Source organism: Kocuria sp. KH4, assembly GCF_053711175.1.
Map to the genome: position 1 here is coordinate 133,456 of NZ_JBSJYX010000002.1, position 12,916 is coordinate 146,371.

9 protein-coding genes are annotated in these 12,916 nt (G+C 73.2%); 3 read left to right on the plus strand and 6 right to left on the minus strand.

What is annotated here, in order from left to right; translation table 11 throughout:
* Positions 1–66: 66 nt before the first annotated feature.
* Positions 67–1,518, minus strand: a complete 1,452-nt coding sequence (locus ACWCOM_RS02725; RefSeq protein ID WP_454547199.1) for an amidase — start codon at positions 1,516–1,518, stop codon at positions 67–69.
* A gap of 135 nt (positions 1,519–1,653) precedes the next feature.
* Here ACWCOM_RS02725 and ACWCOM_RS02730 point away from each other — a divergent pair, with 135 nt between their 5' ends.
* Together ACWCOM_RS02730 and ACWCOM_RS02735 are read left to right on the plus strand one after the other, a co-directional pair.
* The gene (locus ACWCOM_RS02730) at positions 1,654–3,438 is read left to right on the plus strand and encodes an N-acetylglutaminylglutamine amidotransferase (protein WP_454547200.1); all 1,785 of its coding nucleotides are present in this window, start codon (positions 1,654–1,656) and stop codon (positions 3,436–3,438) included.
* 152 nt (positions 3,439–3,590) lie between these two features.
* Positions 3,591–4,892 carry an Nramp family divalent metal transporter gene (locus tag ACWCOM_RS02735; protein ID WP_454547201.1) on the plus strand — a complete coding sequence of 434 codons (1,302 nt, stop codon included), beginning with the start codon at positions 3,591–3,593 and terminating at the stop codon, positions 4,890–4,892.
* A 16-nt stretch (positions 4,893–4,908) separates the two neighbouring features.
* Here the strand turns inward: ACWCOM_RS02735 and ACWCOM_RS02740 are convergent, their stop codons facing one another.
* The 5 genes from ACWCOM_RS02740 to ACWCOM_RS02760 form a co-directional block, all read right to left on the minus strand.
* Positions 4,909–5,985, minus strand: coding sequence for an SDR family oxidoreductase (locus ACWCOM_RS02740; RefSeq protein WP_454547202.1), 1,077 nt, complete (start codon positions 5,983–5,985; stop codon positions 4,909–4,911).
* A gap of 176 nt (positions 5,986–6,161) precedes the next feature.
* Complete coding sequence (locus ACWCOM_RS02745) at positions 6,162–7,127, minus strand: AraC-like ligand-binding domain-containing protein (RefSeq protein ID WP_454547203.1); 966 nt, start codon at positions 7,125–7,127, stop codon at positions 6,162–6,164.
* Between the two features lie 81 nt (positions 7,128–7,208).
* Positions 7,209–7,697, minus strand: coding sequence for a hypothetical protein (locus tag ACWCOM_RS02750; RefSeq protein WP_454547204.1), 489 nt, complete (start codon positions 7,695–7,697; stop codon positions 7,209–7,211).
* Positions 7,694–9,274, minus strand: coding sequence for an APC family permease (locus tag ACWCOM_RS02755; protein WP_454547205.1), 1,581 nt, complete (start codon positions 9,272–9,274; stop codon positions 7,694–7,696). The genes ACWCOM_RS02750 and ACWCOM_RS02755 overlap by 4 nt, the downstream gene beginning before the upstream one ends.
* Before the next feature lie 3 nt (positions 9,275–9,277).
* Positions 9,278–11,341, minus strand: coding sequence for a primary-amine oxidase (locus tag ACWCOM_RS02760; RefSeq protein WP_454547206.1), 2,064 nt, complete (start codon positions 11,339–11,341; stop codon positions 9,278–9,280).
* A gap of 381 nt (positions 11,342–11,722) precedes the next feature.
* Here ACWCOM_RS02760 and ACWCOM_RS02765 point away from each other — a divergent pair, with 381 nt between their 5' ends.
* Complete coding sequence (locus ACWCOM_RS02765) at positions 11,723–12,898, plus strand: zinc-dependent alcohol dehydrogenase (RefSeq protein ID WP_454547207.1); 1,176 nt, start codon at positions 11,723–11,725, stop codon at positions 12,896–12,898.
* Positions 12,899–12,916 lie beyond the last annotated feature (18 nt).

Sequence of the window (12,916 nt, forward strand, 5' to 3'; positions counted from 1 at the left end):
GGCGCCGTCGCCGCCCGGACGTCCCGGCCCGGTGGCCGGACCCCGTGCGGGTCCGGTCCGGCCGGCTCAGAGCTCCGGCGCGACCTCCGCGTGCCGCGTGGCCCGGTCGTAGGCACGGGCCGTCCGCAGCAGCTCGACATCGCGCCCGTGGGCGGCGACCAGCTGTAACCCGACCGGCAGCCCGCCGGGGGCGAACCCGCCCGGCACCGAGACCGCGGGGCAGCCAGTGGCCGAGACGAGGCTCGCCGAACGCATCCACTCGACATATGTCTGCATCGGCATACCTGCCACCGTGCGGGGCCAGCGCTCCTCGGAGGGAAAGGGCAGGACCTGGGAGGTGGGCGTCAGCAGCGCGTCCCAGCGGTCGAAGAACGCGCGCACCGCCGTGTGCAGGCGGGTGCGGGCCAGGGCGGCGTCCATGAGCTGCGGTCCGGTGAGCGCCAGTCCCCGCTCCACGTTCCAGACGATCTCCGGCTTCACGAGCTTCCGGTGCTCGGCGACGGTGGCGCGCAGGGCCGTGGCCATGTCGAAGGCCCGGGTGGTGTCGAACACCTCGTCGGCGTCGCGGAGATCGGGCACGGCTTCCTCGACCACGGCCCCGAGCTGCTCGAACACCTGCGCCTGGGTCCGGAGCACCTCGAGGATCTCCGGCTCCACCGGCACGCCCAGGCCGAGGTCGGTGCTCAGCCCGATCCGCACCCCAGCGAGGGGGCGGCCGTCGGAATCGGGCAGCTCCTCGGCGGCCAGCGCCCGGAACCCGGACCGGCCCACCGGGCAGTCCAGGGGGACCCGGGGGTCGGGCCCGGCGAGCACGGACATCGCCAGGACGACGTCGTCCACGCTGCGGGCCAGCGGGCCCGACCGGCCCAGCCACGCCCAGGCGTTGCCGGCCGGCGCCGAGGGCACGACGCCGGCGGAGGGCCGGAACCCGACCACGTTGCAGAACGCCGCCGGGTTGCGCAGGGACCCGCCCATGTCCGAGCCGTCGCCCAGCGGCTGGATCCGGGCGGCGATCGCCGCGGCGGCCCCGCCGCTGGAGCCACCGGCGCTGCGGGTGCGGTCGTAGGGGTTGTGGGTGGTGCCGAAGAGCTCGTTGAAGGTGTGGGAGCCGGCGGCGAACTCGGGAACGTTGTTCTTCCCGGTGCTGATCACCCCGGCGGCCCGGAACCGGGCAACGATCAGGTCGTCGTGGTCGGGCACGTGCTCGGCGAACACCGGGGAGCCGGAGGTCGTGCGGATCCCGGCGGTGGCGTGGGTGTCCTTGTGGGTCATCGGCACCCCGTGCAGCGGCGGCAGCTCCTCCGCCGGGGTAACGGCGGTGCGCTCGTCCGCCTGCGCCGCGGCCGCGTAGGCCTGCTCGCGCACCTGGGTGACCACGGCGTTGATCGCCGGATTCACCGCGTCGACCCGGGCGAAGTGGGCGTCGAGGACCTCCCGCGCGGACACGCTCCGGGAGCGGACGGCCGCGGCGAGGTCCCGGGCGGACAGGTCGATCAGGTCGTCGAGATCCGTGGTCATACAAGCACCGTACGGCTCCTCCCCCGTCCCCGCACGGGCGGCCGGCGGCGCGCCCCCGTAGGATTGGGGAATGCTCTTCCGCCTCGGCTCGTCCCACCCGACCGGTTCCTGGACCTGCGGTGGAGGTGAGCGCTGATGTGCGGCATCGCCGGTGAGGTCCGGTTCGACGGCGCGGCCGCGGACCCGGGCACGATCCACCGCATGACCTGCGCCCAGTCCGGTCGCGGCCCGGACGGATCGGGTGCCTGGGCCCAGGGCCGGGTGGCCATGGGCCACTGCCGGCTCAAGATCGTGGACCTCAGCCCCTCGGGCGGGCAGCCGATGGTGGACTCCCGCCTGGGCCTGTCGATCGTGTTCAACGGCATGATCTACAACTACCGGCAGCTGCGCGAGGAGCTGCGCGGCATGGGCTACGAGTTCTTCTCCACCTCGGACACCGAGGTGGCCCTGAAGGCCTACCACCGCTGGGGCCGGGAGTGCGTCCACCGCTTCCACGGCATGTTCGCCTTCGCGATCACCGAGCACACGAGCGGGCGCACAGTCCTCGCCCGGGACCGGCTGGGGATCAAGCCCCTGTACGTCGACCACACGGGCGCGCGGCTGCGGTTCGCCTCCACGGTGCAGTCGCTGCTCGCGGCCGGTGACGTCGACACCTCGATCGACCGCACCGCCCTGTCCTACTACCTCACCTTCCACTCGGTGGTCCCGGCCCCGCGCACCGTCCTCCAGGGCGTGCGGAAGATGCCGCCGGCGACCGTGCGCACGGTCGAGCCGGACGGGTCGAGCTCCGACCACGAGTACTGGAACCCGCAGTTCACCCGGGACGAGGACCGCTCGGACTGGTCCGCGCAGGACTGGCAGGACGGCCTCGTCGAGAAGCTGCGCACCGCGGTGCGGCGGCGCATGGTGGCGGACGTGCCGGTGGGCGTGCTGCTGTCCGGCGGGATCGACTCCAGCCTCGTCGTGGCCCTGCTCGCGGAGAGCGGGCAGGAGGACCTGCAGACGTTCAGCATCGGCTTCGAGTCCCGGGGCGAGGAGTCCGGGGACGAGTTCGAGTTCTCCTCCCGGGTCGCCCGCCGCTTCGGGACCGACCACCACCAGATCGCGATCGACGACGCCCGGCTGGTCCCGGCGATCGACCGGACCGTGGCCGCGATGAGCGAGCCGATGATCAGCCACGACTGCGTGGCCTTCTACCTGCTCAGCGAGGAGGTCTCGAAGCACGTCAAGGTCGTCCAGTCCGGCCAGGGCGCCGACGAGGTCCTGGGCGGCTACCACTGGTACCCGCCGCTGGCCGACGTCGCGCGCGACGACGCACGCCACACCTACTCGGAGGCGTTCTTCGACCGCCCGTGGTCGCGGCTGGCCAAGGTCCTGTCCCCGGAGTGGATGGCATCCCACGACGCGCCCACGGCCTTCATCGAGCGCCACTTCGGCCGCCCCGGGGCCGAGACGGCCGTCGACGCCGCGCTGCGCACCGACTCCACGGTGATGCTCGTGGACGACCCGGTGAAGCGGGTGGACAACATGACCATGGCCTGGGGCCTCGAGGCCCGGGTGCCGTTCCTGGACCACGAGCTCGTGGAGTTCGCCGGGCGCATCCCGCCGGAGCTCAAGCTCGCCGACGGCGGCAAGGGCGTGCTCAAGCGCGCCGCGCGCGGGATCGTCCCGGACGAGGTCATCGACCGGAAGAAGGGCTACTTCCCGGTCCCGGCGATCCGCACCCTGGAGGGCGGGACCCTGGACCGGGTCGAGGCGGCGCTGACCGACCCGGCGGCGGTGCGGCGCGGGCTCTACAACTCCGAGGTGGTGGAGTCCCTGCTGGCGGAGCCCAACCGGCACCACACGCCGCTGCGCTCCAACGTGCTGTGGCAGCTGGGGCTGCTCGAGATGTGGCTGCAGGAGAACGGCATCTCCTGACCCGGCCCCGGACGGCACGGCCGCGGCCGTCGCGCCCACCCTGTACTGTGTCTCGGAGCACAGCGACTCCGGTGCGGACGTCGGTACCGCATCGCGCTCGCCGGCCGGTCCCGCCACGGAACGCGCACCGGACGCAACGACGAGGACACCCATTGCGCACAGACGACGACCACGCCTTCGGGGCGCACGCCGCCCGCACGGACGACGACGGCGGGGCCCCCGCCAAGTGGAAGATCGTGGGCCCGGGACTGGTGGTCGCGGCCACCGGCGTGGGCGCCGCGGACATGGTCGCCACCCTGGTGGCCGGGTCCCGCTACGGCTACGGGCTGCTGTGGGCCGTGGTCCTGGGCGTGATCCTGAAGATCATCCTGGTGGAGGGCGCCGGGCGCTTCACGCTCGCCACGGGCCGCACGATCTTCGAGGGCTGGCGCTCCCTGGGCCGGTGGACCACGTGGTACTTCGGGCCGTACATCATGATCTGGGGCTTCGTCTACGGCGCCACCGCGATGTCCTCCGCCGCGCTGCCCCTGGCCGCGGTCTTCCCCGTCCTGCCCCTGTGGGCCTGGGCCGTCATGATGGGCCTGCTCGGCTTCGTCATGGTCTGGTTCGGGAAGTACTCCACCTTCGAGAAGATCACCGCCGCGCTGGTCGGCCTGATGTTCGTCACCGTGGTGGGGCTCGCCGTGATCGCCACCCCCAACATCCCCGAGATGGTCGGGGGTCTCGTGCCGCTCATCCCGGAGGGCGGGGTGCTCTACACGCTGGCCCTCGCCGGCGGGGTCGGCGGCACCATCACGCTGGCCGCCTACGGCTACTGGCTGCGGGAGAAGGGCTGGTACACGCCCAAGTGGATGCGCGTCATGCGGATCGACAACTCGATGGCCTACGTGGTCACGGGCATCTTCGTCATCGCCATGCTGATCGTCGGGGCCGAGGTGGTCCGGTCCGCGGGCGTGGCGCTCAGCTCCGGGGACGAGGGCCTGCTGGACCTCTACGCCGTGCTCCGCGCGGAGTACGGGGACGTGGTCGGCACCGGCTTCCTCGTCGGCTTCTGGGCCGCCTCCTTCTCCTCGATCATCGGCGTGTGGAACGGCGTGTCCCTGATGTTCGCCGACTTCTGGGGCAACATCCGCGGCAAGGAGTCCGGCCACCCCGACACCCGGGTCGGCGGCAAGTACTTCCGCTTCTACGTGCTGTGGCTGACGTTCCCGCCCATGATCCTCTTCGTCCTGGGCCAGCCGATCGGCCTGATCCTCGCCTACGGCGTCCTGGGCTCCCTGTTCATGCCCTTCCTGGCGCTGACCCTGCTGGGCCTGCTCAACGGCCGCCGGGTCCCCCGGGAGTGGGCCAACCGGTGGCACACCAACATCGCGCTGGGGATCACCGCCCTGCTCTTCGGCGTCCTGGGTGCCCAGCAGCTCGTCAAGGCCGTCGCACCGCTCTTCGGCGGCTGACGGCCCCGGCCGGCCGTCAGGGGATGACGCGCTCGGCCCGGTAGCGCTCGAACAGCCGGGTGAAGCAGTCCTCGGTGCGGCGGTACCCCGTGAACCCGGCCAGCCGGCTCTTGGACATGTCGGCGACGACCTCGATCGGCCGGCCCAGGTCCGCGTCCGTGTGCCACCACGAGGCCACGCGCGCGAGATCGGGCTCGGTGAGTCCGTGCTGCTCGGCGATCCGGGCCCAGACGTCCTCGGTGCCGCGCATCTGTTCCTCCAGGGGCCGCGGGGCGCCCTGGAAACCCTCCCACTCCAGCCCGAACCACGCCGCCAGCGCCGGCCACATCCGTCGCCACCGGAAGACGTCGCCGTTGACCACGTTGTACGCCTCGTTCCCGGCGGCCTCCTCGGTGGCGGCCCAGACCATGTGCTCGGCCAGCAGGCCGGCGTCGGTCATGTCGGTCAGGCTGTTCCACTGCGTCTCGGAGCCGGGGAACACGAACGGCCGGCCGGTCTCCCGGCAGATCGCGGCCTGGGCGGCGAGGGTGAGCCCCATGTTCATGGCGTTGCCCACCGCGTGGCCGATCACCGTGTGCGCCCGGTGCACGGACCAGCGGAAGCCCTGCCGCTCGGCCGCGGCCCACAGCTCGTCCTCCTGCTCGTAGTAGAAGTTGTCCACCGGCAGCCGCGGCTCCTCCTCCCGGAAGGGGGTGTCCGGCATGGTGCCCCGGCCGTAGGCCTCGAAGGGGCCGAGGTAGTGCTTCAGCCCGGTCATCAGCGCCACGTGCTCCACCGGGGCGTGGGCCAGGGCGGCCAGGAGGTTGCGGACCATGCCCGCGTTGACCTCGATGTTCTCCTTCTCCGTGGCCTGGCGGGACCACGCGGTGAAGAACACGTGCGTGGGCCGCTCCTCGGCCAGGGCCGTCGCGAGGCTCTCCGGGGAGCGCAGGTCGGCGCCGAGGTGGCGGGCGGCGCTGCCGGGGACCGGGGTGCGGGAGAGGGCGAGCACGTCCCAGTCCTGGTCGGTGAGCTGCTCCACGAGCGCGGAGCCGGTGATGCCGCTGGCGCCGACGACCAGGGCGGTCCGGGCGGAGGGGTGAGGTGTGTCCATGGGCCCCACTGTGCCACCGGCACCGTGGACGCCGCCGCCCCGGCGGGCGCTGTCCGCTGCGGGGGGAATCCGCGACGTGCACGGCCTGCGACGTGGGTGGTCGGCGGCGCAGCGCGTCCGGAGCGCGGCAGCCCGGCGGCCGCGCCGCGGGGCGGTCCGCCCGGCGGGTGGGCGCGTCAGCCGGCGAGCGCCCGGGCGCGCGCCTCGGACGGGGCGATGCCGTAGGCCGCCTTGTACACGCGGGAGAAGTGGGCGGCGTCGGGGAACCCCCAGCGGGCGGCGATCCGGCCGACGGGCACCCCGGCGCTCACGGGATCCTCCAGGGCCCGCCGGCACCGCTCCAGCCGGCGGGTGCGGACCCACGCGGAGACGGTGGTGCCCTCCTCGTGGAAGAGCTGGTGGAGCCGCCGGACCGAGATGAAGTGGGCGCGGGCGATCGTCGTGGGGTCGAGGTCCGGGCGGGACAGGTTCGCCTCGATCCAGTCGTGCACCGTGGCGCGCAGCCGGTCCTTCTCGTGCGCCGAGACCGCCACCTGGTCGTCGAGCTCGAGGTTGAACGAGGTGGTGAGCAGGTCCAGGGCCGAGTTCCCCAGGCGCTGGGCGTTCATGCCGGTCAGGGCGTCCATCCGCTCGGCCATCGCGGCGAGGAAGCTCGAGACCATCCCGTGCACGGCGGTCTCCGACCCGAGCCGGGCCGCCCGCAGCTGCCCGGCCGCGGCCGGGGGGAGGTCGAGCACGCCGTGCGGGAACATCAGCACCAGCAGCCGGGCGTCCTCGGCGAACTCGAGCCGGTAGGGCGCGGACGTGTCGTAGAGCGCCAGGTCCCCCGGGCCCAGCACGCTGCGGCGGCCCGCCTGCTCCACGGTGCAGCGGCCCTCCAGCTGCAGGTTCACCTTGAAGCACCCGGCGCCGTCGGCGGCGCCGGGCACGCGCTCGACGGCGTGGGGCCCGACCCGCATGTGGGTGACGTGCAGGTTGCCGGCGTCCCGCGCCACGAGGCTCGCGCGGAAGGTGCGCCGGGCCGTGGTGGTGCACCGCAGCGGCACGAAGGACTGCGAGGCGAGCCGGGTCCAGTCCTGGATCGTCTCGGCCAGCACGGGCTGCACCGGGGCGGGCCGCGGCGGAGGCGGTGTCGAGGCCATTCGGGAGTCCCCTCTCCGGGACGGCGGGCGGGCCGCGCGGGACCGGCCCGCCGTGACTGGGATCACAGCGCTGGCCCCATCCTAGACCGAACGGTAGGTCGGCCGCCGCTCCGTACGACGCAGCCACACGACCGCCAGGACGGCCACGGCCATCTCGACGCCGACCACGGCCAGTACGCCGGACCCGTGGCCGGCGCCTCCCGCGGCGGCCGGCACCGTGCCGACGGGTGGGGCGCCGTGCCCGGCATGACCTCCGCCGGGGCTCAGCAGCGGCAGCAGCAGGACGTGGCCGAGCGCCATGGCCAGGGCCGTCCCCAGCGCCATCCGCACCGTGCGGGCCGCCGGGTGGGCTGCCGCCGGACGGAGCAGGGCGAGCAGACAGGGAAGGCACAGCAGCGCCATGAGCCCCATGAGCACGGACCACCCCCGCCCGTGGGCGCCGTCGAGGGCCATCCGTGCGTGCAGGGCCACGGAGACGCCGGTCCCCAGCACGAGTGCGGCCCTCAGGGGGTCGCCCAGCCGGCGCGGCGTCCGGGCCGCCGCGGCGGCGGCGGGTCCCGCGGTGCTCACCCGCGCTCCGCGGTGCGCTCGGGCCCCGCGGTCCCCGGCGGGCCGGCGTCCGGCCCGCCGTCCCCGGCGGCGCGGCCGGAGCCGACCCCGGCGAACACCGCGGGGCGACGGCGCCGCAGGTACTCGCCCCAGACCAGTCCGAGGAGCCCGGTGGCGAGGATGACCGCGGGCATGACGACCGCCAGGGGACTGGGACCCTCCGCACCGATGAGGACGTCGAAGTTCACCAGGATGAGCGCGAAGACCGTGCCCAGGCCCAGGGCCGAGAGGGCGGGGGCCACCCAGCGCACCCAGGCGGAGTGCCCGCCGGGATCCCGCCGGAAGTGCCCGATGACGGCCAGGGAGGTGACGGCCAGCAGGAAGATCAGCCCGAAGGCCCCGGCGTTGGTGAGCCACGTGAACAGGGTGAGCACGGGGAACAGGGGGCCCAGCTCCGAGTCCCGCCCGGCGACGGCGAACACGCTCACGAGCACCACGGCCAGTCCGCTCTGCGTGAGCGAGCCGGCCACCGGGGCGGAGCTTCGCCGCCCCACGGCCCCCAGCCGGCGGGGCAGCACGGACTCGCGGCCCAGGGAGAAGAAGTAGCGGGCCACGGCGTTGTGGAAGGCGATGAGCGCGGCGAGCAGGCTGGTGATGAACAGGACCTGGGCGATGTCGGTCAGCAGCACCCCGCCGTGCTCGCCGAGGAACACGAACACGAGATCCGGGCCGTGCTCCCGGGAGGCCGCGACGATCCGGCCGGGCCCCACGCCGACGGCCAGCGCCCAGGCGGACACGGCGTAGAAGACGGCGATGACCGCCACCGCAGTGTAGGTTGCGCGCGGCACGGCACGGGCGGGGTCCTTGACCTCCTCGCTGTAGATCGCCCCGGACTCGAAGCCCATGAACGCCGCGATCCCGAAGGCCAGCACCGCGCCGACGCCGTGGGTGAGGAACTCGGAGGGCATCAGCGGCTGGGCACTGACGCCCTCGGGGGCGACGGCCAGGGACAGCACGTCGACGACGACCACCACGAGGAACTCCAGGGCGACGAGGACCGCAATCACCTTCGCCGAGAGGTCCACCCTGCTGACCCCGAGCAGCCCCACGAGCACGAGCCCGGCCAGGGCGCACGCCCACCACGGCAGGACCAGGCCCAGCCGGGCCTCCAAGAAGGAGGAGAGGGCGAAGCCGAAGAGCCCGTACAGGCCGATCTGCATCGCGTTGTAGCTGACCAGCGCCAGCCAGGAGGCGCCGATGCCCTGCCGGGCACCCAGGCCGTCGGCCACGTAGGCGTAGAAGGCGCCCGCGTTGGTGATCCGGGCGGACATCGCCCCGTACCCCACGGCGAAGACCGCGAGCACCGCCCCGAGCACCACGTAGGCCAGGGGCACGCCCAGCACCCCGGACACGGCGTAGGTGGAGGTCACCCCGCCCGCGAGCACGGTCAGGGGCGCGGAGGCCGCGATGATGAGGAAGACCAGCGACGGGACGGTCAGGGTCCGGCGGTCCAGTCCCCCTGTCTCCTCGGAGCGGCCGCGGGCCGGGGCGCCGGCGGGCTCGGACGGGCTGCCGGAGGGGGCGGTCCGGGTGCTCACGGCTCAGCCCTCGCAGCGGCAGTCGTGGGCGGGCCGGTCACCGGTGCCGGTGACGGCGTGGGCGGTCCCGACCGCGGGGACCGGGTCGGCGGCGCCCACCTCGGTGCCGCAGCACCGCCCGCCGGCGGTGGACCAGTCGGGCAGGTCCAGGGCCGGGTTGCGGTCCAGGAAGCCGTGAGGCTTGAACCAGAAGCCGTAGTAGTCCACCGGCATGACCGGCCAGTCCTCGGTGCGCGGGATGTGGGTGGGACCGAAGGTGTGCCACAGCACCACGTCCGTGTCGGTCAGCTCCCGGTCCTGGGCCACCCAGTCGGCGATGCCGCCCCCGGCGTGCTGGTTGGGGAAGTCCCCGGCCGGAAAGCGTTCGTTCTCGTCGAAACGGGTGACCCACAGGTGGTGGGTGGCGAACGCCGCACGCCGGCGCGCCGAGGAGCCCTCGGCGGCCAGCAGCCGCGGACCGGGCATCGGGATCAGGTGGTAGGCGGTGGGCTCGCCCACGTGGTTGCGGCGGTTCGGGTTGGTGACGAACCACTTCCGGCCGGTCTCGGTGTCCGCGTCCCGGACCCCCTCGGACTCCCGGGTGAGGTCGGTGCGCGACCACGTGAAGGCGTTGCCGTAGGGGTTGTCCTCCCCCATGGGCAGGGCCACGAGGTTCTCCTCCTGCACGGTGTTGCCCGTGCCGTCGACGGCGACGTCGAGGCGGGCGCAGAAGATGTGCTGGTGCACCGGGGCCTGCACGCCCGGGGCGACCTCGGCCGAGTGCCGGTTGGGCTGCCCGGGCACGCACGCCCCGGCGAAGACGATGCCGGTGGCCTTGGCCTCCACCTGGATGGACCCGTCCAGGTAGAAGTACCAGAAGAACCCGTACTCGTAGTTGCCGATGGTCGCGAAGTAGCTGATCACCAGGCGCCGGGAGCGGCGCACCTGCGGGGCCTCACCGGGCTCGGTGTGCTTCCACAGGATGCCGTAGTCCTCCTCGTGCATGCACACCGCGTGCGGGATCTCCATCGGGTGGCCCTCGTCGTCGGCCACGAACGCGTCGAAGTACCGGATCACCCCGAGGCAGTCGCAGCCCAGCTTCAGGGAGTTGGCGTTCTTGCCCAGCAGGTACTCCCCCGCGTCGAAGTAGCTGATCCAGAACCGGGTGTTCGTGGTGTCCCCGTAGGGCACGACCATCTCCGGCACGGACCCGCGGTAGAGCACGGAACGGTCCTCGGGCTCCTCCCCGGAGTCGTCGCGGAAGGTGACCTGGTTGAGCACCAGGCCCTCCTGGGCGTTGAAGCCGATCCGCAGCTTCCAGTTCTCCCAGGTCACGTGGGTGCCGTCCACCCGGAAGGACGGACCCTCCGGCTGGACGATGTCCAGCGGCTTGAGCGTGGTGCGTGCCGGGCCGACGTGCTCGGGGGTGTAGTTGGCGTCGGCCATCGGCACCGGGACGTCGCCCTCGTCCTCCAGCCGGACGACCTCCCCGGCCGTGAGGTCCACGTGCGCGATCAGCCCCTCCACGGGGTGCCCCCAGGGGTTGTCCCCCTCGAAGCGGCGGTGGAAGGTCAGCGAGCGGATCATCCGCTTCCCCGTCTCGTCCTCCCGTGGGAAGAAGCCGGGCGCGAGCGGGGAGACGAACGCGTGGGTGGTGTCCTCGATCCCCCGGCGGGCCATGGCGGCCTGCCAGCGCGGGTCCGCCTTGACGATCTCCGCCGCCCGGTCGTACTCCTCGAAGAGGTACTGCGCCTGCCCGTAGGGGTGCTCCCCCGTGGGCAGGGTCTCGACCGATCGGACCTTCCCGGCCGTCACGGACACGACCGCGCGGCGGGTGCGGCCCGTGTCCGTGTCCAGCAGGGTGACGTCCACCGAGCGGTCGAAGTCGTCCGCGCCGTCGGCGTGGCCGAGCACCACGGCCTTGGGGGGTTCGACGGGCAGCACCCGCGGGAAGCGGGTGTCCGGCCCGAGCAGGCCGGCGTCGTCGAGGACGCTGCGGGCGGCACTGATCTCCGCCGGGGTGAGCATGTCCAGCGGGTGGGTGACCCCGAGCGCGGACGGCGGGGTGGCGAGCGTGGTCTCCTGCATGGCGGATCTCCTCGGGTGGTCCGGACGCGGGCGCGGCGGGCCCTGCGGATCGGGGCGGGCCGGAACCCGTCGACGATCAGTGTGGGACAGCTCACGGCCGGGTGGGCCGGTTCCGGCGCCGGGCTGCACCCGGTGGCAACCGGCCTGCGCTGTGGGTCAAGACCCGCGCGACATGCCGGGTCGCCCGGCACGGACCGGCGACGGGAACGGACCGGCCGCCGGACTTGAGGGGGACCTGCTCCCCGGCGACGAGGGCGCCCCCGGCGGCCCGCGGCCTATCGCCCGGACGGGCCCGGCGGGTAGGATCGGTCCCGACCGAACAGATCAGCAGGCTGACGTTTCCGTCCGACGACGGGGGCGCGGCCCTGAGAAGGAGGATCGATGAAGGCTCTGACATGGCAGGGAAGGCGCTCCGTGAGCGTGGAGGAGGTTCCGGACCCGAGGATCCAGGAGCCCACGGACGCGATCGTGCGGATCACCTCGTCGGGGATCTGCGGCTCGGACCTGCACCTGTACGAGGTGCTGGGCCCGTTCATGGACAAGGGCGACGTGGTCGGTCACGAGCCCATGGGCATCGTGGAGGAGGTCGGCTCCGCCGTCACGAACCTCAAGCCCGGTGACCGGGTGGTGGTCCCGTTCAACATCTCCTGCGGGCACTGCTTCATGTGCAACCAGGGGCTGCAGTCCCAGTGCGAGACCACCCAGGTCCGCGAGTACAACAGCGGGTGCGCCATCTACGGCTACTCCCGCATGTACGGCTCCGTTCCCGGTGGCCAGGCCGAGTACCTCCGGGTGCCGCACGCGGACTACGGGCCCATCAAGGTCCCCGACACCGGCGAGGACGAGCGCTACCTGTACCTCTCCGACGTGGTGCCCACCGCGTGGCAGGCCGTGCAGTACGCCGCGCCCCCGCAGGGCGGCTCCCTGGCCGTGCTGGGCCTGGGCCCGATCGGGCAGATGTCGGCGCGGATCGGCCGGCACCTGGGCTACCGCGTGATCGCGGTGGACCCCGTCGCGGAGCGCCGCGCCATGGCCGAGCGCCACGGAGTGGAGACGCTGGACCTGCACGCGGGTGTGGCCGACGAGCTGCGCGAGAGCACGGACGGGCGCGGTCCGGACGCCGTGGTGGACGCGGTCGGCATGGAGGCCCACGGCTCGCCCGTGGCGGGGGTGGCGCAGCAGGCCGTGGGGCTGCTGCCGGACGCGCTGGCCCGCAAGGCCATGGAGACCGCCGGCAGCGACCGGCTCAACGCCGTCTACACCGCGATCGACGCGGTGCGCCGCGGCGGCACGATCTCGCTCAGCGGCGTGTACGGCGGCTCGAAGAGCCCGCTGCCGCTGCTGACGATGTTCGACAAGCAGATCCAGCTGCGCATGGGCCAGTGCAACGTGAAGCGGTGGATCGACGACCTGCTCCCGCTGGTGGACGACCCGTCGGACCCGCTGGGCGTCCTGGACCTGAAGACCCACACGGCCTCCCTGGACGAGGCCCCGGACATGTACGAGAAGTTCCAGAAGAAGCAGGACGGCTGCATCAAGGTGGTGCTCAAGCCGTAGCGCTGCGCGCGGTGTCCC